Here is a 21,878-nt window from a genome sequence, read left to right as displayed (position 1 = left end):
TAGCAGCAGTTGGAGGGACAATTATGCAGACGTTGCAGACGTTAGAAATGGAATATTACTATAATTCTGCAGGGGAGCCTATTGCAGAGGTACAGTCACTGGGAAACTGCTATACCCGTAATATTTTTTTCATGCTAAAGAGGTATGTCAATGACTCTAGCGTATTGTACAAGATGTTTTTAGATGATTTTAATCTGAAATTAGTTACCCATACTGACAGTGACCAGTTTGAATTAAGCTTGAACGAGATCAAAGATCCCGAGGATTATATAACAGTCGCTAATAAACATACTTTTAGCAACAATGCAGAGGCAGCCATCCAGACGATAGAGACACTGTTAGCAAATAACGAAGTCGTATTTGTCAATACGTTAATGAAACGAGTCCCCTTTTATAGAACATTTGAATTAAACCCGGCTCTGGAAACAGATCATATTGTGGATGGGCATATATTTTTGATCCTAGGGCAGACGGCAACTGATTTTTATTTCTTGGACAATTATATAAATTACAACAAAGAGTATTTCAAGCCTTATCCGCATAACAAAAATATCGGTCAAGATGCCAAAACTTCGTTTATGGATGCCTACAATCGGCAGTTTTCCTGTTTCACAGTGCATCCTAATCAAGATGAGCTTGCTGAATTGCCAGCCCGAGCCTCGCTCATTTTAAGAACCGCACTATCGAATTATTATAAGCCGCCCTCTTGTACCGAAGGCCGCCTGGAATATATCGGACGATCAGCCATCCAGGAACTGAACAATCTGTTTGCAAGTGGACGTTTCATCCTCAATACAAAGATTTCAAACCGCCCCCATGACCTTTACTCTTTAACCCGGACGACGCTCACCCGTCATTCAGATCGAAAAAAAGTATTGCTGTTGCTGCTGAATTCCTTAGCAAATCCTAATGCTCTCAGCGATGTCATTCATTGTGCTCGGCAAAGCATCGAACAATGGGAACTTTTAAGGAATGTTATGACCAGGCAGTATATTATGAATGAATTTACACTTACTGACCAGATGGAAGAATACATGGCCTATGTCCTTCATGCGGAAGACCTGTTTTATCATTCCATTGAAAAAAACATCGATAATTTATGCCAAATATAGGATATAAGCGTAACGCCTCATCCTAGAAAAAAAGAGACTTGTCAAATAGACAGGTCTCTTTAAAGTATTTACCGCATTGCCACTTATCACGGCTAATAACAACTTCGCTAAAGACATGGAAGGAACGGAGGGTCCGGGTAAGGGCTTTTGCTCATATCCCCCTCCATCCTCCACCCCTTTAAGTCGCTATTCGGGCTTACACACTAGTCAGAATAATAGGCTCACCTTTAGTCACGATAATCGTATGTTCAAACTGCGCTACCCGACCGTTATCTACAACACTTAGCGTCCAGCCATCCGATTGCTGCTCCACATAGTCCGCTCCAGTCGAGAGGAAAGGCTCTACTGTAATTACTTGTCCTTCCTTCAGTACTGTGGTCACTCTTGGATTATAGAAGGGTAGAATTTCAAAAGGCTTCTCATGCAGTGATTTGCCAATTCCGTGGCTGCACAGATTACGCACCACTCTATAACCGCGTTTGCGAGCTTCAAGTTCCATCATTCTTCCGATCTCGTTAACCTTCATCCCTGCCCGCAGATGATTGATCACACTCATCATAGTTTCCTCTGTACTCCGGCATAAACGCAGAATATCATCGTTATAGGGCGGCAGTTGAAAAGAAACGCCAGCATCCCCATAATACCCATTCAGCTCAGCAGAGACATCAATGTTGATCAAATCGCCAGCATTAATCACTCTCGGACCCGGAATACCATGAGCAACCTCTTCGTTCACACTGATGCAGGTACTGCCCGGGAAATTATAAGTTATCTTCGGGGCTGAGGATGCTCCGAAGCTTTCCAGAATCTCAGCTCCAATAAGATCCAACTCCGCAGTCGTCATCCCAGGGGTTACTTTCTTTTTCATCTCGGCGATGGTGTGGCCCACCACTTTCCCAATAGCTTTTAACCCTTCTAAATCTTGTACCGTATCACTTGTCATCCAACACACATTCCTCTCACTTCATGAATTAATCATTTGTTTAGCCTCTGAAATGCACTCCCTACCCACTGAAAAGTATCTTCCACTTGTTTGCCTGCTGCGTTATCGTAGTAACTTCTCTTGAAGCTATGCTCATCAACTTTATCCAGTTTTATGGAATACCGCTCAGGACTGCTGATAAACAGCTGATTTTCAGGTTTAATAGGCAGTTCTTCTATCACGTTATTTCTTCTGAGTGTAAAAAGCTTGTAGAAATAACCGTTACTCGTTCCATATTGTCCGATCGTAAAATCGGGATCACCATCTCCATTATAATCCTCAAACTGAAGCTGGAAAAAATCATTAAAGGTCTGGGCAAATTGATCATTTAACGAATAGCTACTCAGCGTTTTTCCATGCTCATCAGTCACTACTAGCCTAAATCGGCCACTCCAGTTTCTTCCCGTTAACGGACTGGGTGTAGTCCAATCTTCGCTATATGTCCCCTCTAGCAGTTGCAGATTTAAAAATCCCGCTCTGCCTGTGACCGGAGACAGTTCATTATGTGATAGGGTTACTGGACCTGTTACCTCGACAGAAGTCTCCACAGGGTCTGCCTGTTCAATGTTCTCCGTATCGATTGTTCCATAAATGAGCTTTCTTAACTGGTCAGAGTTTTTTACAGGAATCGTGTAGCCCTGACTGCTGTTCTCCGCTGTAGTAAACATCCCTTCATGTCCAAGTTGATCTCCAAGCGCTATGTAATAGTCTTCCGAATAGCCGTCCCCATAAACAAGCTTCATTTCAAATTCCGGACCCCAATCCAGATCATCAGAAAATTTCTTACTCTTGTTCATAGCCTCCGCTAGCGTCTTGATCAAAACAGAATCCTTTAGCATTAAGCTCTCTGAGTGCAAAGGACGATCCGCTTGTTTCTGATCACTAGTTGCGACGGGTGTCAACGACACGCCTTCGATCCATCTGGCATTGATGAAGCCCAAATCACTTTTACATCCGCTTAACACTACGACCAATAACAAAGGTGCTATCCATATTAACCGCCTAATGCGAATCGCCTCCAATACATAAGCATATTCCAATTATAACAGTGTCTATAAATATATAAAAACGACTTTACTAACACGCGATTAAAAAAAGACTACAACCTGCTTATTAAAGCGTGGTTCTAGTCTTAAAATGACAATTGATTAGATTGCTCCCATCGTTTTGAGCCAAGCATCCGCAATAAGTGCATGACCTGCAGGAGTAGGATGTACTCCATCATATGCCCAGTAAGCCGGTTCTGCTTTTACGGAAGCCGCTGCAAAAAGTCCATCTAGCGGAACCAGCGGCGCCCCATATTCACGTGCCAGCTCGCGGACAATATGAATTTTAGGATCAAGATCCTGACGCCAAGTTCTACGATCTTCCGGTACAGGCAAAACAAAAGGCTCTATAAGCACTAATTTAGCATCTAAAGATTTCTGAGTGCGTTCGATCAGGTCCCGATACGAAGCTTCAAACTGCTCGGGAGTGGTTTCTTCACCAGAATCAAAACGGCGCCAAGTGTCGTTAATTCCAATATAAATGGATACCCACGTCGGCTTCAAATCCAGGCAATCCTTATCCCAACGTCCCTGCAAATCAACAATACGGTTACCACCAATACCACGGTTAAAAAAAGTAAGATTCTTCTCTGGATATAAATGCCCCAATCGAGCGGCGACCATCATTGCATAACCTACTCCAAGTGATGAAGCGTCTTCATGATTACGCCCCCAGTCTGTTATGCTGTCCCCTTGAAACAGAATGACATCGTTTTGTTGGAATATCATAAATGAAATCCTCCTCTAACTACCTCTGTTAATATAACCCAATCTATTATATCAAATACAATGAATACAGCCTACTGTGAAACATCAATAATGCAAACATTTCACTAAAAAAACAATAACAAAAACCCCGCTCAGATTTGAGCAGGGTTTAAGGTTAAACTATATTAGTACGCTAGGCTGAACAATCCTTTAATGTGGGACAAGTAACGGATATTACTTGCTTCCTTCATCAGAGTTGCAGGTAAGCCTTTTAATGGAGTAGAACTTGCACCAACGATGGCAACACCGTCTTTACGGCCTAAGCTAGCAAGTGTACCAGAGTTGATTGGACTAAAGCTTTCAAACGATTTATTTTTCAAGAAGGCATACAGATTGTATCCGATCAATTCACCCATTTGCCAAGCGATTTGAGCAGTTGGAGGGTAAGGACGTCCATCTTCTGCAAAGACCACCGCGCTGTCACCAGCAACGAATACATCTTTGTGGGAAGTGGATTGCAAGAATTCATTCACCGTTGCACGACCGCGGTTAACTTCAAGACCGGATTCGCCGATGAGTGGATTTCCTTGTACGCCACCAGTCCATACAAATGTGTTAGCAATAATTTTTTGACCGTCTTTCAAGTCAATCGCATTGCCTTCTACATTCGTAACAGGAAGACCTGTCAAGAATTGAACACCACGTTTTTCCAAGCTTGCTACAGCACGTTCGATCAATGCATCTGGCAATACTGGAAGGATTTTAGGACCTGCTTCAACGAGCATAAGCTTAATTTCTTTAGGATCAACGCCATATTTTTTAGTAAGTGTAGGCAATACATCCGCGATTTCACCAACAAGCTCAACACCTGTTAAGCCGCCGCCACCGATCAGGATGTTTGCATCTGCTTCATTTTTCGATTTCGCATATTCACGAATACGATCTTCAATATGTTGATGAATTTTGTTAGCATCTGCAGCTGATTTCAATACCATACTGTATTGTTCAAGCCCTGGAATGCCAAAATAAGCTGTAGTGCTGCCAAGACCTACAACAAGCGCATCATAAGTAAGTGTCACACCATCAGAAAGAACAATTTGTTTGTTCTCCACAGAAAATGAATTAACCTTCGCGATTTTCAGGTCAATATCTTTACCTGCGAAAAGCTTAGTTAGAGGCATAGCTACAGCACCCTCTGCAACACTACCTGCTGCAAGACGATGCAATTCTGTAATGATTTGGTGAGTAGGATACTGATTAACTACAGTAATTTTAGCTTCATCTTTTTTGAGATATTTGCGTACGGTTAAGGCGCTTAGTAGACCACCATAACCTGCTCCTAGAATGACAATATGTTTAGACATGATGTTTCCTCCGTCCCTTACGAATAAGATATGAAAATGATTATTTCTGCTTACTGCGTTCTCCAGCAACTTGAAGGTATGCATTTACGAAACGGAAAAGCTTTTGTGCTTGCGGATCTTTCAACAACTTCATAAGACCAAAAAGACCAATAACTTCGTTACTTTCATTCGCACGATCTTTTGCTTCGATCACTGTAGCTGCCATATTCTTCGCGGAATGCACTACAGGTTCAGCAAGTTCTTTAATTGCACTTACCGTATCACTTTTCAAGACATCATCCGCTGCGACAGTTTGCACAAAGTCATAGGACTTTGTAAGCACGCCAACAAGCTCAGTTAATTTTGGCAGCTGTTCCACCAAGACTGTTAATGATTCCTGAACTTCTGGTTTCAAGAGCTGCTCTAGAACATCCATTTGTTCCTTGCTAACAGCTACTTTTGGTGATTCTTGTTCAGGTTGTGTTTGAGTGATTGATTCTGACATATCCAAATCTCCTCTGCAATAAGCTTTGCTGCTTAATAGTAATGAAAAACATAAGAACTTTTAACGCCATATTTCTATTATAGCACTTATCAAGTTATAAATGTCACAAAGTTTTTGAATTTCCATAAAATTTTGTGATTTTTATTACATTATAATAAATTATTTAAATTACCAGTGTTAATTAAAACCGTTTGAGTGAATTAATGTACAAATTCATTCAAATTCTTCTCAGTTTTCAACAAAACATCCACAATGTCCATATTCTTCTCTGTTAGAAGTAACCTGAAATAAAGAGAACGCAGGAAGTTCTTTGTATTTATTCGAGTAACATACTGGCTGTGGCTTCTAGGCCAACTGCCACATTGCGCCAAGTTGAGAATCCAATCGGTTATAGACTGCTGTGGAAGTAAATGATGATCGATGATTGTAACTATAATAGTAGCAATCCGTTCATCTTCTTCCTCCCTGAATATGTATTGATCGTTATAAAGCATCTTTTGAACAACTGTCAGAACCTCTTCCCGCACCTCGGCATCACTCTCCGAGCATAAAACCAGCTCATCCAAGGCGTCTGCGCCATGGGCTGCTGCGTGTGCCCAGCCTTCTTTTTCCATATAACCTCTTAAATCCCGTTCTTCCTTATAATAATGAATTAAACCCTGCTTCACCTTTGTAAATTCAGAGCTATCCAATATAGCCTTTTCCCTATGCCGCTGGAGAATAAGAGCAACAACCAATACAGAAAATGTTCTTGTATACACCGTCTGATCTTCTTTGTTCCCAATGTGATAAAACAGATGCTGCTCGTCAAGGAGTATCCACAGCAGTTCACGAAGCTCCGCATCATTAAACCAATGTTTCTCATTAATCCATTTGTAGAATGTGGAATAAATCAATTCATCACGCAGCACAGGCTCGGGAACTCCTAAATGCTCAAGCATCAACTTCACATAATCCTTTATGTCCTCTCCACTTCTAAGCTCGTAGTCATTCTCTTCGATTCTTTGCAAATCTATCATCAATCGTTCTCTACTATTAATCAATTTATCCACCTTTCATTCACCGTGTTTTTACATATCCTAATATCCTAATTTATGTCCTATTTTTTTACAACAGGGTATTCAAGATTAACTTCAATAAATTTTATCATTGACGAATTTTATAGGCTGTGTTATTTTGAGTTAGTAACATTTAGTTAGTAAATTTACAAATATCAGGTGTTTATATTTTACAACCGAATACATACACAACGGAGGAATACTTATGAGCGCTTTTACAGACTTGATTCAGTCCCGCAGATCCGCTATGAATTTTGTGGAAGGGGTCACCATCCCTCAAAATGAATTAGAGGAAATGTTCTCTTACGCCAGATTGGCACCATCGGCCTATAATCTACAGCATACAAATTACAAAGTGATATCTAACGAGAGCTTAAAAGAAGAAATTCGCGAAGCGGCTTACGGCCAATATAAAATCCATACTGCTTCAGCAGTTATTGTAGTGCTAGGAGATAAGCATGCTTATCAGCAGGCTCCAGAAATCTATGGCGGGCTTAAAGCTTTAGGAGCGATGTCACAAGAGGAATATGATGAGCAAATAGAGATGATTAACAATGCTTACATTGATAAGGATGCTTTTCAAAGAGATGAAGCAATACGTAATGCCTCTCTCTCGGCCATGCACTTTATGCTGATCGCCAAAGATAAAGGCTGGGATACCTGCCCGATGATCGGCTTCGATGCTGATGTTATCCAATCCACCTTGAATCTGCCGGATCATATGGTACCTGTTATGCTGATCACGATCGGCAAAGACAAAAAACATAAAATCAGACCCCGCGGCTACCGTAAGCCAGTCAACGAATTCGTTGAGTTCATCTGATTATAGATACAGCAAAACGTTCCATCCGAGGCAAGTAGCGGGTGGAACGTTTTTTTAATTGGAACTCATCATGAAGATAATGAACCGTGTGCCCGATATAGAAGAGGTGCTCTACTTCGCATATTGTAAAATGGCAATCGCTGCTCGTTCCCGTCGTTCGGAGTCATCACAAATCAAAGCTTCTTTCAAAATATTAAGCGCCTTAGAGAGCGTCTCCTCATCCAATTCCAGCGGACTATTCACTTCTTGTTCATTAGCAGAAACACCTGTAATCCACAGATCCAAGCGAGCACTTGGTTTTGGACCCTTAAATTGTACAACCGGTGCACTTTGGTTAAATAACTCCCGCACGCCTGCGTTTAGTTCAGAAATCGGCAGACTTTTCAACCACGTTACACCACGCCGATGGCATGTACCCTCGTCAACATTATCATTTAACTCGTTGTAAAAATAATCTCCGAGGTCTCCGAGATGTACCCAATCTCCATCGGCCACCAGCACATAATCTCCATCTTGCATAGTATGTACAAATAGCTGAAGGGCTTGCAGATGTTGCATAAGCTCCGGCTCACTATATTGGTAAGTACCGAATAATCGATCACGAAGTTCCTCTATGCTTAGATTCTCCAGATCCCCTATTCCGGGGTAGCCGATACTCACATAATTATCCTCCAAAAATGTGCTGATCCGCTCAATCCCCAGTGGCTTAGATCCCATCCGAAACAGATTCATATGTCATTCCTCCAAATACTTAATAAAATGCTTATAGTAGCCCTTGGATTTGGGAGTAACAAACCGTCCATCATTCGCAGAATCCTTCATTAGTTTATGAAGATTCGGACCTCCAGTATAGGGATCTACTACGCTAGCCTTCAGTCTTGTCGCTTGGATTGCCTTCTGAGGACAAGAATAAACACAACGCATACATAATAAACAATTTTGACTGAAAACAATTCCTTCTACGCCGCTACTAATATTGGATGTTGGACAGTTGCTGACACATTTTAAACATAGTGTGCAAGCGTCCGTTGTACGCAATCCTTTTGCGAAGTATTTTCCCCCTTGGTGTTCCTCACAATAATATACTGTTCTCAGAACCCGCTCCAACACAGGGTGAATCGGCAGATTTCGTGGTGTTCGGTTTACGATTTCCTCTGCAAACAATTCCACCTTACGCTGTGCGGCTTGGTACAACTGCTTATTCAACCTGTCATCATATTTGATATAAAAATTACATGGCATCGCCAAAATGGAATTGTGAAAAGGGATATATCCCTTCCCACGCAAAGAACGAAGAACCGTATTCGAAGCACCGTTATTGATATAGTGTGGAGAGGATGCCGTTTTGAATACAAATGCCGGGGTTCCATTACATTCAGGCAGCTGATCTGCAAAATGTTCAACAAAACCGGAAGCGCCAAAGCCTAGAACCGGATGACCAATACCTATAAGATCATAGGCTTCATATTCTACAGAACGAGTGCCTTTAATAATATCTTCCACTCTAAACAAATCTACGTCTTGCCCTTTACTTCTTAGCCTTTCAGCAAATTGCTTAGCAATAATCTCCGTATTGCCAGTACCTGAGAAATAAAATATGGCCGTCTTTGCATTATGCATTCCATCCCCTCCCAGATCAAATATACCTCATTCCCGTCTGGGAAAGCTGTGATGCTGAAGTGGGTTTGGGCTATTTCGGACTCAGTTGCTCTTATTTCTATAATTTCGCTCGTTTTGCCACACTATCGGACTCAGTTGCAGCTATTCACCCAAATCTACTCAAATACTGCAATTAACATATCCTCAATCATGCGTCCTCACAGGAGTAATTAAAAAAAGTGTGGACGAAGATGCGTCTACAGGCAGGATCACCAGCGGCCTTTCTTTTCCCGCGAACCTTATTCTAAGCGTCTCACTATCTATCGCCCGAAGGATGTCCCTGAAATATTTTCCGTTAAAGGCTACTCGAAAATGATCACCCTCTAGATGATCCAAAGGAATCTCTTCTTTTACATCCCCAATTTCTGCAGTCTTGGACACTAAACTTAGCGTGTTAGAAGGAAGTACGCTGAGCATAACACTCTCACCAGCCAATATAGAAATACGTTCAACCACATGTAACAAACGGTCTGTCTTAACAATCACTTCGGAGAGATACGCTTTTGGGATTAAATTATTGACAGAGGGATAAGTTCCTTCTAAAAGGGCAGACTGAACCCTCAATCCATTAGAAATAAATCTGATCTGCTTGGGGCCTATTTCTAAATCGGTGCTGCTGTCTGCATCATCGCTTAATATTTTTAAAAGATCCTCCAGGCTGCTGCCCGGGATTACAACATCTAAAGGAATTGCACCGTAATCTTCTATGCTTTCAACAATATGCTGGGCGAAGCGGATGCCATCAGTGGCGACTACACGAATATTTCGCTTATCTATTTGAAGCAAAACTCCTGTGAGCACAGGTCTGGTTTCCGATGAAGAGACCGCAAAAACCACTCTTTTAAATATTTGCTTCAAGAGAATGTTCTTCATGCTTATCCTTTGAATATTTGGATGATCTATTTATTGGATTCTCGGAAACTCTGCTGCATCCATTCCACATAAACGAAATTGAGTGTTCCCTGATTGAATATTTAATATCAATGACTCTACGATTTCCAGCCTAATTAGTCCAGGATCAAGCTTACGAATGATCTCATAAAAATAACGTGCGGGAACTACGATCTCACCTGTGTTGTGCACAACCACCGAATCCATTTTTACATGGAGCTTATATTCAATGGTCATTCTTATATTGCTGGCTGTTAATATCAGACCCTGAGTTTGCGCTTGAATAAGTATTCCAGATAGAACACGTGAGGAACTATTCGCGGATATGGCTTTTAATGCTGCCTGTAAAGCGGTACTCAGAGAATCTTTTAATACATGGATTAGCAAAGACTTCACCTAACTCTCCTTAGATTCCTTTACAAAATGCGCCTCAATAATGTTCCGAAATACTTGAGAGCGAGATGCGTTCTGATCCGCACAAGCCTGCTCTATCTCCTGCCAAACGTCCTCAGATAACGTCAAAGATACCTTTTTAGTTACACCAGTGCTTTTTCTACCCGCACCCTCCCGAAGACCTCCCCTTGTAAAAAGAAACCCCAACTGCCCATCTTTAGTAGCTACACCTACTTTGACTTTATCCTCGTTGTTACTTGCGCTATCGCTAGTGACTTTATCTTTAATTTCGCTAATACTGCTCCCCTTGTGTTCGCCTTCGAATTTATGATCACCCAATCCCTCACACCTCCATATTTGAATTTGGTAACTTAAATCAATATATCCACTAATTTCATAATACCATAATCGCCATTAATCCACCACAATTCTAACCACAAAAAAACACCCCAAAGATCGGAGTGTGTGTGGTGGGCTGGGCATGAGTTTGGTATGCGTTGGGTATGAGTTGGGTATGAGTTGGGTATTGCAACGTTAACCCATGGATTTTTTATTTTGCTTAAAATCGTTTGTGAATGTATGAGTTAATTGCACTTTATACAACTATAAACAATACATAGTGCTGCCCGAGCGAAATAAGTGTATTCTCTGCAACTAAATTCAACGATATTAACAAATTAGTGTGAAAAGACTTCTTTTAACTGCACCAAATGCAACTAAAAGTGACTAAGCTTCTTATCTCCTGCAAATAAGTGTATAAACTGCAACTATCCCGTTTGCCCGCTCCCGGACACACGCACTCACCCTCATCACGCCACTAGCCCAACCTTCATTCCCTCTCACACACCCTCATCACGCCACTAACCCAACTTCTATCCCCTCACGCACACCCTCATCATGCCACTAACCCAATCTTCCTCCCCTCTCACTCACCCTCATCATGCCACTAGCCCAACCTTCCTCCCCTCCACTCACCCTCATCACGCCACTAGCCCAACCTTCCTCCCCTCTCACTCACCATCTCCTAAGACTCCCTTCCCTACTCAACCCATCACCTTTACCGCAGAACTCCCTACTCATGTAAAAATAGCTCGCCTCATAACTCAACACGCGGCACATATTAACATCTACTCTTCCGCCTGCCTTACCGAAACTACACTATCTCAGGATGTTCTGATAATTTGGTGGGAAGTCTGACTTTTTGGGGTCTTTTAGATGCTTGAACGATTCAAGCTTCACCTTAGGACCAGGAGAGATCCTAAAAGTCATGGTATCTTCTCCAACTGAAATATGTGGACCTACTGTAGGATATACGTTAAGTGTAATCAAGAAATCAAACCCACGGAAACCATTGAGCCGCTTCACCTCAGTCACATCCACAAAGTAAGGATAAACCATTGGCGATTCTCGCAGAAGCGGTGAATAAATATCTGCAATTTTTTTCTCAATATGGGGTAAAAGAAATAACATCAGAATGTCTTGAAACTTAAGTTCGCGAGAATCTTGATCTGGCAGTTGAAGTCCCGAATCAGACCTGGAGGGCGTTATAGATTGAGGTTGAATTAACCTATTAGCGGAGCAAGGTTGTGGCGTCAGAACAAGCATCACTGCGACAAGAAGGGGAGTAATCCAGCTTTTTTTCATCACAATAGCCTCCTTAGGGAACTTTATATAAATTCCCCAAAGAGACCCTATTTTTATACGTTAAATCTCAATCCTGTCAAAAAGAAAGGGTTCTCCCTTAAGATAATTTTTCAGGATCGCTAGCGCATAGGGCTGTTCTGCTTTTAGACCCTCAGTTTCCCTAGGATCGGATACGTGATGGCAATAATTTTCGATCATAACCATGACCGTAAAATTCTCTAAAGTCTGAACCCACTCCCCATCGAGCTTGGCGATACTTTCGTACCCCTTAATGACCCCTTCTCTTTGCAATGGATACAGTCCAAGAAGGGTATGTGCCACGTCATAAAGATAATAACCCCAACCACATCTTCCAAAATCAATCGGCCGAGGTTCGCCCTCTTTAAATATGATGTTGCCTTGATGTAAATCTCCATGGATAACGCCATAAGACCTTCTGTTCTTATTTTTATGCTGCTTGCTTAACCAGTTGTATAATTTTTCAGCTGCCGACTGATACAGCACAAACTCATCATCCGTAAGAAAACAATGATAATGCAGCTTTAAACGAAGCATTGCTTTTCGAAAGCTATGCTCATCCCAAACAGGACGATTAAAGCCAGGGGGTAACTCCAGCTCCTGTGCCGCCTTATGTAGCTTGGCTAATAGAACGCCTTCTTTGTAAATTTGTTCTTCGGTAAGATTTTCATTCGCATGTTCCCCTTCAACCCAGCGCATTAAAGAGGCATACACGCCTTCTCCATTTCCCTGTTCCACTTTGAACGTTACAGCACCCGTGCGATCATGAACACCTTTTGGCAGGGAGACATCAATTTTGCTCCTTAAAAGCTCCAGCCACGCGATTTCGGAGTTAATTTCCTCTTTAGATCTCCCCGAATGAAGGCGCAGTAAAAAAGTTCCCTCTTTATTAGTTTCGATTACAAAGGTACAGTTATCCGATAGCTGGTTAAAACGAATCTGCGTCCAATCCAGGTCAAAGTTCTGAAGCGCTATTAAAGCTGCCTGCTTATAATTTTTTCTCATCGCAAAGGAAGGAACACTTCAGCCTCATCGGGCCAGGAAGGGTTCGCAATTTGATAGATTTCTATATCCAATCCAAGATCATTACTCTGCAAACTGTTATTAAATTCTTGCTTCATTTCCGGCAATTCAAGCACTTGGACTTGGCCTTCAACATTCATAAATAACCATCCCTTCAATGATCTATAAAAATGAAAACTATCTGAAAAAATATTTATCTTGAAAATATTTTCAGAAAACTAAATAATAGAAAGGCAATACTTACATGTCGGATCTATCATCTTAACCAAGGTGGAGCTTCATTACAGGCAGAAGAAAGGTTGAACATCGGCATCATGAATGCAATTCCAAACCTCAACAAGGCACAAACACGCAAAGAACGAGCAGGGAAAGAGCCCTTTCCCATCTCTATACTTTCTCTTACGGTAGGCGCTTTTGCGATTGGTATGACTGAGTTTGTTATTATGGGTATTTTACCAAATGTTGCCAACGATTTACAGGTTAGTATTTCGACTGCTGGCCAACTCATTACAATGTACGCACTTGGAGTGGCCGTTGGCGCACCCATCCTGACCATTCTCACGCAACGCATTCCACAAAAGAAACTGTTATGTCTTCTCATGATTCTTTTTATACTGGGCAACGGAATCTCTGTGTTTGCACCCAACTATACCGTTCTCATGGTAGCTCGTATAATTACAGCTTTAACTCATGGTACTTTTTTTGGGGTTGGCGCAGTCATCGCATCCAATCTTGTACAACCCAATAAGCGGGCCGGAGCCGTATCTATTATGATGGCAGGTTTAACGATAGCCAATATTGTCGGAGTTCCTCTAGGGACATTTATTGGACAAAGTATGGGCTGGCGGGCCTCATTTGCAGCGATTGCTGTCATGGGAGTCGCCGCGCTGATCGGTATTCTCATTTTTATTCCAAAGCTTAAACAAGAGAAACCAGCGAGTGTTATCCAGCAGATTGCTGCGCTGGCTAATCCAAAGCTGCTACTATTCTTATTGATCGGGGCGTTAGGGAACGCCAGCTTGTTCACCGTGTTCACATATATTACTCCACTGCTTGAAGAAGTGACTGGTTTTGCTGAACATAGTGTGACTTGGATTCTAGTCTTATTCGGCTGTGGGGTGACCATCGGGAACATCGTTGGCGGAAAGCTTGCGGATTGGAAGCTGATGCCTTCTATCGTGGGACTTTATTTTGCAGTCAGTATGATTCTAACGATCTTTTCCTTCACGATGCATAGCCCAATAGCTGCGGTAATCACAATATTTTTCTGGGGTATGGTGTCCTTTGCGGTCATGCCGGGTCTGCAAATACGGATTATGAGTCTGGCTCAGGCAGCCCCTGCACTTGCCTCAACGACCAGCCACTCCGCCGGGAATCTCGGTAACGCAACGGGTGCCTTTATTGGCGGTTGGGTCATTTCTCATTTAGCGATCACTTCGCTTCCTTGGGTCGGTGCGGTTCTAGTGGGTCTTGGTCTGGTATTAGGCATAGCTTGTTTTGTAGCAGAACGGAAAGAAACTGTAGCGTAAGCTTTATAGATATTTATACAAAAAACGAGGGCGCTCCCAAAGTCATCATGGCTTGAGGCACCCTCGTTTTATATTTCAGAGGAACAATTCTGCTCTTCTAATCTTCAACATCTGCTTTGCACCTTTTTGAAATTCATAAGGAACCTCTAGTTCCTCTGCAGTAAATCCTTGCCTCACCAAATCATCAATAAGGCGGTCTAAATGCTCATACCTTTTACAAGAAAGGTCGACTAGTGGAAAGATTCGAAGCTCGCCTCTCGTCACCCGCATTAGTTTCTTAATAGTCTTTAGATGAAATCCATAGTCCAGCCGATCGCTGTACATAAATAGAAAGTGAGCAGATAATGTCAGATCAAATGCTTCATCCGCAAATGGCAGATCCGGAAGTACCACAGGAACATAACGCTCCGGGGTTTGTCTTCGATCTTTAGTGCTGGCGGTTAAAGCTGCGTTCCTAGCTTCGGTCAGGCCCTCGATTGATTTAAAGTAGTTCCAAACGAAGTTATCCTGTACTTTTTCCATTCCGGACATCGCATGCGCAATATCTTGAACCCCTTTGTCTGCCAGCTCATCTTCAGAGTAATAGTAAGCAATATCGGCAGCCGTTACAGCACCACCCAACTGATTCGCTATTGCTGTAAAAGAACAAGCACCCGCAGGACAATCCAGAATTCTCTGGCCGATGAGATCTGATTCCAGCAGATCAAACATACGTAAATATTCCTCATAGGTCCTGCCAATAAAAACAATTCTCTCCAAATCAAGCTTTCCCTTTGCTCCGCTCATCTCAGCTCACCTTTCCTCTTCTAGGCTCATTTACACTTCTACTTCTGTTTTAATATACGAATAAGGTAATCAATTAGAATCCCCAAAATCAAAAACGTTCCAAAATGAATAATATAAGTTGGGAATCTGACGCTGATTAACGCACTATTGGTTCCCCATCTCGGATTATTTACATCAACCATGAAGCTTTCAAAAGGTTCTGTAAAGATCAGTGTATCTATAATAGGGTTCAAACGTACAAGAATAATATTCGCGATCCCCACCCCCAGATAGTCACTCAGACAGATGATGATACTTATAATCGAAAGCCAGAAACTGAATTTCCTCCTAAAAAACATCAAACACCGCCCTTTCTATTTTTTCTATTTCTTAACAATTCGTTTAAAATTCAAAATATCCTTGTCACGGTTAGTTCCTGTTTTAAAAAATGATACAATCTGGAGCTCGCTAGCTTAAGCGGATAATCTGAAAGTTTACACAGGATACCACAGGTCATATCAATAACCTTTCCCTCCAGCTTCCGTACTATAGTTCCTGCTGGGGCTGGATTCAGCACAATCTCAGGCACAAGAGCCACGCCTAAACCACTTCCCACAAAATATTTCAGCGCCGTCATGCTCCCAATCTCCATAGTATTTAGTGGCGGCCCACCTGATTCCTGCAGCACACTTTCTAATTTTTTGCGATAAGGACAATTCGCTGCCGTAATCAATAAGCGATGAGCCTGTATATCCTCTGGGGTGATACTCTCCTTGGATGCTAGCGGATGCTCTTCTGGCAAAAGTAACACAAATTCCTCTGCAAATAAGGGTTCAAAATAAAGCTCCTTGCCGAGCTCAGGCGCCGAGCACACAGCCAAATCAATTTCACCACTCAGGAGTAGTTCACTAAGTGCGGCGGTTCCCGCAATATCCACGGAGACCTTCACTTTAGGAAATTGCACCATAAACCTACTTAAAAGCTGCGGCAAACGATAGCTCGCCGTCGGGTCCGTTACTCCTAATCGCACGTTGCCAGCTTCTCCTATTTTTAAATCAGCCAAACGGCTCTCTAGTCGTTCCATATCTTTAACGATATGTAAGCTCTCTTCATAAAACAATCTGCCTGCTTCTGTTAAGCTGATTTGCTTACCCCGCTCAAGCAATTGACATCCCAGATCAGATTCAAGCCTTTGCATCTGCATCGTAACTGTAGATTGGGCATAGTTCAATTCTTCTGCGGCACGATTAAAGCTTCCGGAAGTTACGATTGTTTGAAAGGTTTTTATTGTTTTTAGATCCATCCTAGTGTCCTCCAGTGTTCAATTCAAATAAATTGAACCAAACCTTCATTATATTCAATTATACGAAATCCACTTTTCTCTATAGAATACTTTATATCAACAACATACGCCAACTTAAGGAGTGCATGAGGATGGATCTCAACAATAAAGTCGCATTAGTAACTGGTGGAGGGACTGGAATTGGCAAAGCTGTAAGCTTGGAACTATCCAAACGCGGGGCTCACGTCGTAGTGAACTATTCTAGATCTGAGGATGAAGCCATTGAAACCGTAAAGACAATTCTGAATCAAGGGGGGCAGGCTATAGCAATACAAGCCAACGTTTCTAAAGATCAAGAAGTGCAGAGTATGGTGGATTCGATTATTCAGCATTTCGGGACAATAGATCTGCTAGTGAATAATGCCAGTATAACTAAACATATTGCTCTCGGAGATCTGGAAAAGGCAACCGAGGAAGTATGGGATGAGCTATATGATGTAAATGTGAAAGGAATGTTTTTCTGCGCCAGAGCGGTTGCACCATATATGAATCATAAAAATTCAGGAGCCATCCTCAATCTCGGCAGTATCGCTGGACAGACAGGCTTAGGCTCCTCCCTTCCTTATGCCGTCTCCAAAGCGGCTGTCCACGGTCTTACGAAATCGCTGGCACACGCGCTGGCTCCAAATATTAGAGTTAACTGTGTAGCACCGGGCGCCGTTGCTACTAGATGGTGGGCTGGACGAGAAGAACAGATGTATAAACTAGCCCCTAATCTGCTGCTTCAGCATATTTCAACCGCCGAAGATACCGCCCAGTTCGTCTGCGCTGCGCTAGAACAGGAAGCAATGACTGGACAGATCATTACCATAGATAGCGGACAAACATTGTAACAGCCAAAACAGCTAATGGTATGTCAGAACTACTTTTAAGTATCATTAGCTGGTTCTTACGTACCGTACAGGACGAAGTGAAGCGTTGATAGAATAATTGGGGAATTTCTCCCTAAAATTCTGAGTTTTCTGGTCATCCAACCAATAATTAGGGAAAACCTCCCTAATTATTAGCTAATTTACTGGCAAATAACGAATTCGCCTGATTTTTAGGGAGGTATTCCCTGATTTCGTTCATTTAAAGCAAATATCGGCTATTTTCAGGGAGGTTTTCCCTAATTACTCTCTAGCCCACACCGCACGAACCATAAATGCATCTGACATACCACATAACGTATACCCACGCCTCCTCATAGCACATACCACATACCACATGATTCATAGAACGTAGCCATCCGACATACCACATATCGCATGACTCATAGAACGTAGTGGCGCTTTTGTCCAGTCTACAAAATTGGTATCAACCGCATTAAAGGAGTAATCTCCGGTTTGAGTGTAATTTGACCAATCCTCTTTAGCTACTCGCACTTGGATATCGATGCTCGCACCCGCAGCAAGTGAACCTGCTGCACTCGAGAATCCAAGCTCCAGATAATAATCCGCATCAGCTTTAGCCGTTGGCAGCTTCACAAACGTGCCCGTTACATTCGCACTTCCAGCCTGTGACCAATCGCAGAAGAAGCTTTGTGCCTGCTCACCGTCAATTGTGTAATAATATCTTAATTTCACATCAGAAAGTGCAACAGCACTTGTGCTTGTATTCACCAGCTTAAACTTTGGATTTAGTGTATTTCCGGAAGCAGACACTGTACCGTTATACATCTGCACTTTCAGTGCTACTGTAGGAGCTACTGACGTATCTGAGATGGTGACAACCAAGGATTGTGCGGCTCCTGCACTAAACTCAAAGGTCAGCGTTGTCGTTCCTACGCCTTGAGTTGCCAGATACTCCTTCTTGAGAGTGACTGTTGATCCACTTACCGTATAATCCGTTCCGGCTACGAGGGTTGCCGTTCCGTTCTTGATCGTGCTCAGTGTATTTCCGTTCAACGTCATAGTTACTGCAACGTCTGCTTGATTTGCTGTTTTCTTATCAAAACCTGCGCTGCTTGGGGTGATGGTCGAGTTGGATACTGGTGTTGTAGTATCCGTTACCGCTACCGCCAAAGATTGTGTAGCTCCAGCGCTAAAGCTAAACGTCAGCGTAGTCGTTCCTACCGCTTGTGTCGCTAAATACGCTTTTTTAATCGTCACTGTTGATCCACTTACCGTATAATCCGTTCCGGCTACAAGGGTTGCCGTTCCGTTCTTGATCGTGCTCAGCGTATTTCCGTTCAACGTCATAGTTACTGCAACGTCTGCTTGATTTGCTGTTTTCTTATCAAAACCTGCGCTGCTTGGGGTGATGGTCGAGTTGGATACTGGTGTTGTAGTATCCGTTACCGCTACCGCCAAAGATTGTGTAGCTCCAGCGCTAAAGCTGAATGTCAGCGTAGTCGTTCCTACCGCTTGCGTCGCTAAATACGCTTTTTTAATCGTCACTGTTGATCCACTTACCGTATAATCCGTTCCGGCTACGAGGGTTGCCGTTCCATTTTTGATCGTGCTCAGTGTATTTCCGTTCAACGTCATAGTTACTGCGACGTCTACCTGATTCGCTGTTTTCTTATCAAAGCTTGCAGTTATTGGCGTAATGGTCGAGCCTGTAGCTGGTGGATTTACAGGATCAGCATACAAGGTGCCTCGGCCATTCGTACCGAGATATACACGTCCATAGATTCTTGGATCCCCAGTAATCGCCATATTGATCTTAGCGTATTGGTGAGCATCGTCATTAATACGTACCCAAGTTGCGCCAACATCATCGGAACGGAAAACGCCCCTTACACCATCAATCTTCGCTACGGTGTACAATGACATATAAGTTTGGCCCGGAGCAGCCTTACCATAACCAATAAGATCAGCTTCTTCTACATTCGTTAACTTCGTGAAGCTCGCACCTGAATTAGTGGAGTGCCATAGACCATATTTATTCTCAACCGTATTCCCTCCGGCGAACCAAATGTCGCCTTCAATACCTGGAACTGCCTTCATACTGATTTGGGCTTCATTCGGCTGTAATCCAGCCACATTATTGGTCGGGAAGCCCGAAGCTCCGGTGGCAGTAAATGTAGCTCCACCATCCACACTTACATAGAAAGTTCCTGCATAGAATCCATAATATTTGTTAGGATTCACGCGATCAGACGCTATCTTCGCCCCTGCCGGTAATCCTGCACTTGCTGTCCAAGAATTGCCTGAGGTTTTGGAATAATACACCCCAATATCTGAGGTGCTCCACAGAATGGAATTACCACTTGCAGAGACTGCCACTTGTCCATGGCCCACCGTTGTTTTGGTTCCATTTGAAGGCTCGGAGTTTGGCATATACCAGTTCACTCCACCATCGTTAGAGATACCAATAGACTTCATGCTTGGCGTTTTTTCTTTATCTGCACTGCCTACCCGCACCATATAGGACGGACTCAATTCAGCGTAGTCAATACTCATCGTTGTTGCCCATGAAGGACTGGTCTGGAATTTGGTTGGTGCTACCGACAAATCCTCATGACGGAAACCGGAAACGTCACCAAGTGCAGTGATCAAATGGGAAGTTCCAGTTGGCGGGCTAATTAGCCCCAGCACTGCAGTTTCCTCCACACCTTTTGCCATGACAGAGATATTTACCTTGCCACCGGTATCCCATGAGGTCAAATTGTTCGAGCCATAAATTGTTGCTCCAGTGCCGTACATCATTCGATTCGAGTTAAATGGATCAATTTCCAAATCACCCATCATCCAGCCTAGCTTGGGTGAAGGATCCAGGGATGTTGAAGTGGTTCCATGATCGAGCCATGGAGCGGCGGTGATATCCATGCTGAACTTATAAGTCCGTTCTGGATAATTGCCCCAATCCCAAATGCGACTCCAAGTAGCGCCACCGTTGGTACTGCGGAAAATGACTTCATCAGGCCACCAAGCGTTTAAGCTGGATACCATCAATGTATTAGGGTGCTGAGCATCCAGTGCCAATCCACCAAAGCCGTACCAATTATCTGTACCAGTCGTAGGACTGATATTGGTCCAAGCTCCACTAGTTTTGTTGTATTTCCATACTTCACCCTTACTACCATCATACGGTCCTACACCATTACTATAAGTAATATAGAGGTCGCCTGTGGATGACAGCTCGCCGTGATGTGGCAAGAAACCCGTAGGTTGTCCAGCCAGAGCTGTCCAGGTTACTCCACCATCTGTACTCCGATATACGCTGCTAGCCGTGTCGGCTACACCGACATAGATCGTTTGAGTAGCGTTGCCAAGTGTACCTGTACTCTTATCGAAAGTGATCCAAGACAATCCGACGAGATCATTCCCATAATCAAGTGTCGGATTCTGAATATACGTGCCTACATTTGGAAAAGAGGTTACCTTTGACCAAGTTACACCAGAGTCAATACTCTTCCAGAGACCGTTACCACTTCTAGCTCCAAAGTAGAGAATGTTGTTCTTATTGGGGTCGATGACTAGGCGTTCACCAGCGGAACGGCCCGGCATATTGCCACCTACTTTAAAAGGCAGTGGAGTAGTTTGCCAGGTGTTCCCCCGGTCATTAGAGCGCATAATCTGGCCATTATTATCCCAATGATTAGTATACGTACCCGTTGCCATGTAGACTTTATTAGGATCAATTGGGTCTGTAGCCAGAGCATCTACGCCATTCTTGTTCCAATCTACCCAGCCTACCGAGTCACTAATTGAGACCCAACTGGATGTAGCTTGATTCCAGCGATAGGCACCGCCAATATCTGTTCTGGCATAAATCAGATTCGGTTCAGTTTGATTAAAAATAATTCCGGGTACAAAGCCCCCGCCAGCTCCCGTTACAACGCTTTTCCAGGTGTAAGGTTCACTTGAGGCTGCATGGGTAGTAGCTGGGAATGCAGAGAATAAAGAGCCTACCATCGCGCCAAGCAGGACCAAAAGTCCTGTTTTCCGGATACGGTTACGAATCACGTTTTACGCCTCCTACGATATAATTGGTTTGTTTATGCCTTCTTCTTACTCTATATCCCTGCTCCTCCCTCCCCCTTAATCCATACCTTTAGAACTTAGAATCCATTTTCTGATAACGCTTTCATTATAATGGTAAGGTTTTTCA

Annotated in this window: 21 protein-coding genes; 4 read left to right on the top strand and 17 right to left on the bottom strand. The window is 43.0% G+C overall.

The window, feature by feature from the left end; all coding sequences use genetic code 11:
• Window positions 1-23 precede the first annotated feature (23 nt).
• Window positions 24-1,112 (top strand): hypothetical protein, encoded by a 1,089-nt coding sequence (locus NSQ50_RS11440; RefSeq protein ID WP_036685899.1) that lies wholly within the window; start codon window positions 24-26, stop codon window positions 1,110-1,112.
• A 196-nt stretch (window positions 1,113-1,308) separates the two neighbouring features.
• Here the strand turns inward: NSQ50_RS11440 and map are convergent, their stop codons facing one another.
• The 6 genes from map to NSQ50_RS11410 form a co-directional block, all read right to left on the bottom strand.
• Window positions 1,309-2,055: a type I methionyl aminopeptidase gene (gene map, locus NSQ50_RS11435; protein ID WP_076100706.1), complete on the bottom strand. Its 747-nt coding sequence runs from the start codon at window positions 2,053-2,055 to the stop codon at window positions 1,309-1,311.
• Window positions 2,056-2,087: 32 nt separating this feature from the next.
• Entirely contained in the window at window positions 2,088-3,074 is a 987-nt protein-coding gene (locus NSQ50_RS11430) for a hypothetical protein (RefSeq protein ID WP_143760576.1), read from the bottom strand.
• Between the two features lie 168 nt (window positions 3,075-3,242).
• On the bottom strand, window positions 3,243-3,869 hold the full coding sequence (locus tag NSQ50_RS11425) for an SGNH/GDSL hydrolase family protein (RefSeq protein ID WP_076225136.1): 627 nt from the start codon (window positions 3,867-3,869) through the stop codon (window positions 3,243-3,245).
• 164 nt (window positions 3,870-4,033) lie between these two features.
• A complete protein-coding gene (locus tag NSQ50_RS11420) occupies window positions 4,034-5,212 on the bottom strand; it encodes an NAD(P)/FAD-dependent oxidoreductase (protein WP_036685891.1) in 1,179 nt (392 codons plus the stop codon).
• Window positions 5,213-5,252: 40 nt separating this feature from the next.
• Window positions 5,253-5,696, bottom strand: coding sequence for a DUF1641 domain-containing protein (locus tag NSQ50_RS11415; RefSeq protein WP_036685888.1), 444 nt, complete (start codon window positions 5,694-5,696; stop codon window positions 5,253-5,255).
• Between the two features lie 200 nt (window positions 5,697-5,896).
• Window positions 5,897-6,739 carry a DUF2785 domain-containing protein gene (locus NSQ50_RS11410; RefSeq protein WP_076225135.1) on the bottom strand — a complete coding sequence of 281 codons (843 nt, stop codon included), beginning with the start codon at window positions 6,737-6,739 and terminating at the stop codon, window positions 5,897-5,899.
• Window positions 6,740-6,959: 220 nt separating this feature from the next.
• Between NSQ50_RS11410 and NSQ50_RS11405 the strand changes: the two genes are divergently transcribed.
• Window positions 6,960-7,577, top strand: coding sequence for a nitroreductase family protein (locus NSQ50_RS11405; RefSeq protein WP_036685885.1), 618 nt, complete (start codon window positions 6,960-6,962; stop codon window positions 7,575-7,577).
• A 111-nt stretch (window positions 7,578-7,688) separates the two neighbouring features.
• Here the strand turns inward: NSQ50_RS11405 and NSQ50_RS11400 are convergent, their stop codons facing one another.
• The 8 genes from NSQ50_RS11400 to NSQ50_RS11365 form a co-directional block, all read right to left on the bottom strand.
• Entirely contained in the window at window positions 7,689-8,309 is a 621-nt protein-coding gene (locus NSQ50_RS11400) for a hypothetical protein (RefSeq protein WP_076225134.1), read from the bottom strand.
• Between the two features lie 3 nt (window positions 8,310-8,312).
• Window positions 8,313-9,197, bottom strand: a complete 885-nt coding sequence (locus NSQ50_RS11395; protein ID WP_038570079.1) for an EFR1 family ferrodoxin — start codon at window positions 9,195-9,197, stop codon at window positions 8,313-8,315.
• 183 nt (window positions 9,198-9,380) lie between these two features.
• Window positions 9,381-10,109 carry a DNA polymerase III subunit beta gene (dnaN, locus tag NSQ50_RS11390; protein ID WP_076225133.1) on the bottom strand — a complete coding sequence of 243 codons (729 nt, stop codon included), beginning with the start codon at window positions 10,107-10,109 and terminating at the stop codon, window positions 9,381-9,383.
• Window positions 10,110-10,139: 30 nt separating this feature from the next.
• A complete protein-coding gene (locus NSQ50_RS11385; protein ID WP_076225132.1) occupies window positions 10,140-10,523 on the bottom strand; it encodes a DNA polymerase III subunit beta in 384 nt (127 codons plus the stop codon).
• The gene (locus NSQ50_RS11380; protein WP_244886465.1) at window positions 10,524-10,859 is read right to left on the bottom strand and encodes a hypothetical protein; all 336 of its coding nucleotides are present in this window, start codon (window positions 10,857-10,859) and stop codon (window positions 10,524-10,526) included.
• Between the two features lie 819 nt (window positions 10,860-11,678).
• Window positions 11,679-12,164: a DUF3888 domain-containing protein gene (locus NSQ50_RS11375; protein ID WP_038570075.1), complete on the bottom strand. Its 486-nt coding sequence runs from the start codon at window positions 12,162-12,164 to the stop codon at window positions 11,679-11,681.
• Window positions 12,165-12,224: 60 nt separating this feature from the next.
• Window positions 12,225-13,187 (bottom strand): phosphotransferase enzyme family protein, encoded by a 963-nt coding sequence (locus tag NSQ50_RS11370; protein ID WP_052096960.1) that lies wholly within the window; start codon window positions 13,185-13,187, stop codon window positions 12,225-12,227.
• A complete protein-coding gene (locus NSQ50_RS11365) occupies window positions 13,184-13,345 on the bottom strand; it encodes a hypothetical protein (RefSeq protein WP_155288118.1) in 162 nt (53 codons plus the stop codon). Before NSQ50_RS11365 ends, NSQ50_RS11370 begins: the two co-directional genes overlap by 4 nt.
• A 174-nt stretch (window positions 13,346-13,519) precedes the next feature.
• On the opposite strand from NSQ50_RS11365, the gene NSQ50_RS11360 reads away from it, so the two are divergent.
• On the top strand, window positions 13,520-14,734 hold the full coding sequence (locus NSQ50_RS11360) for an MFS transporter (protein WP_038574369.1): 1,215 nt from the start codon (window positions 13,520-13,522) through the stop codon (window positions 14,732-14,734).
• Between the two features lie 75 nt (window positions 14,735-14,809).
• Here NSQ50_RS11360 and NSQ50_RS11355 read toward each other — a convergent pair whose 3' ends face one another.
• On the bottom strand, window positions 14,810-15,520 hold the full coding sequence (locus NSQ50_RS11355) for an SAM-dependent methyltransferase (RefSeq protein WP_038570073.1): 711 nt from the start codon (window positions 15,518-15,520) through the stop codon (window positions 14,810-14,812).
• A 388-nt stretch (window positions 15,521-15,908) separates the two neighbouring features.
• Window positions 15,909-16,802: a LysR family transcriptional regulator gene (locus tag NSQ50_RS11350; RefSeq protein ID WP_076225131.1), complete on the bottom strand. Its 894-nt coding sequence runs from the start codon at window positions 16,800-16,802 to the stop codon at window positions 15,909-15,911.
• A gap of 131 nt (window positions 16,803-16,933) precedes the next feature.
• Here NSQ50_RS11350 and NSQ50_RS11345 point away from each other — a divergent pair, with 131 nt between their 5' ends.
• The gene (locus NSQ50_RS11345) at window positions 16,934-17,674 is read left to right on the top strand and encodes an SDR family NAD(P)-dependent oxidoreductase (RefSeq protein ID WP_076225130.1); all 741 of its coding nucleotides are present in this window, start codon (window positions 16,934-16,936) and stop codon (window positions 17,672-17,674) included.
• Window positions 17,675-18,052: 378 nt separating this feature from the next.
• Here the strand turns inward: NSQ50_RS11345 and NSQ50_RS11340 are convergent, their stop codons facing one another.
• On the bottom strand, window positions 18,053-21,682 hold the full coding sequence (locus NSQ50_RS11340; protein WP_340949919.1) for a X2-like carbohydrate binding domain-containing protein: 3,630 nt from the start codon (window positions 21,680-21,682) through the stop codon (window positions 18,053-18,055).
• Window positions 21,683-21,878 lie beyond the last annotated feature (196 nt).

Source organism: Paenibacillus sp. FSL R10-2788, assembly GCF_038003885.1.
GTDB lineage: Bacteria > Bacillota > Bacilli > Paenibacillales > Paenibacillaceae > Paenibacillus_AQ > Paenibacillus_AQ odorifer.
This window is presented reverse-complemented; position numbering and strand designations above follow the sequence as displayed.

Excerpts from the sequence above, each read along its gene's own strand:
- NSQ50_RS11440 (WP_036685899.1), top strand. The coding sequence starts at position 24 with ATGCAGACGTTGCAGACGTTAGAAATGGAATATTACTATAATTCTGCA.
- map (WP_076100706.1), bottom strand. The coding sequence starts at position 2,055 with ATGACAAGTGATACGGTACAAGATTTAGAAGGGTTAAAAGCTATTGGG.
- NSQ50_RS11425 (WP_076225136.1), bottom strand. The coding sequence starts at position 3,869 with ATGATATTCCAACAAAACGATGTCATTCTGTTTCAAGGGGACAGCATA.
- NSQ50_RS11420 (WP_036685891.1), bottom strand. The coding sequence starts at position 5,212 with ATGTCTAAACATATTGTCATTCTAGGAGCAGGTTATGGTGGTCTACTA.
- NSQ50_RS11415 (WP_036685888.1), bottom strand. The coding sequence starts at position 5,696 with ATGTCAGAATCAATCACTCAAACACAACCTGAACAAGAATCACCAAAA.
- NSQ50_RS11405 (WP_036685885.1), top strand. The coding sequence starts at position 6,960 with ATGAGCGCTTTTACAGACTTGATTCAGTCCCGCAGATCCGCTATGAAT.
- NSQ50_RS11400 (WP_076225134.1), bottom strand. The coding sequence starts at position 8,309 with ATGAATCTGTTTCGGATGGGATCTAAGCCACTGGGGATTGAGCGGATC.
- NSQ50_RS11395 (WP_038570079.1), bottom strand. The coding sequence starts at position 9,197 with ATGCATAATGCAAAGACGGCCATATTTTATTTCTCAGGTACTGGCAAT.
- dnaN (WP_076225133.1), bottom strand. The coding sequence starts at position 10,109 with ATGAAGAACATTCTCTTGAAGCAAATATTTAAAAGAGTGGTTTTTGCG.
- NSQ50_RS11375 (WP_038570075.1), bottom strand. The coding sequence starts at position 12,164 with ATGAAAAAAAGCTGGATTACTCCCCTTCTTGTCGCAGTGATGCTTGTT.
- NSQ50_RS11370 (WP_052096960.1), bottom strand. The coding sequence starts at position 13,187 with ATGAGAAAAAATTATAAGCAGGCAGCTTTAATAGCGCTTCAGAACTTT.
- NSQ50_RS11365 (WP_155288118.1), bottom strand. The coding sequence starts at position 13,345 with ATGAATGTTGAAGGCCAAGTCCAAGTGCTTGAATTGCCGGAAATGAAG.
- NSQ50_RS11360 (WP_038574369.1), top strand. The coding sequence starts at position 13,520 with ATGAATGCAATTCCAAACCTCAACAAGGCACAAACACGCAAAGAACGA.
- NSQ50_RS11355 (WP_038570073.1), bottom strand. The coding sequence starts at position 15,520 with ATGAGCGGAGCAAAGGGAAAGCTTGATTTGGAGAGAATTGTTTTTATT.
- NSQ50_RS11350 (WP_076225131.1), bottom strand. The coding sequence starts at position 16,802 with ATGGATCTAAAAACAATAAAAACCTTTCAAACAATCGTAACTTCCGGA.
- NSQ50_RS11345 (WP_076225130.1), top strand. The coding sequence starts at position 16,934 with ATGGATCTCAACAATAAAGTCGCATTAGTAACTGGTGGAGGGACTGGA.
- NSQ50_RS11340 (WP_340949919.1), bottom strand. The coding sequence starts at position 21,682 with ATGGTAGGCTCTTTATTCTCTGCATTCCCAGCTACTACCCATGCAGCC.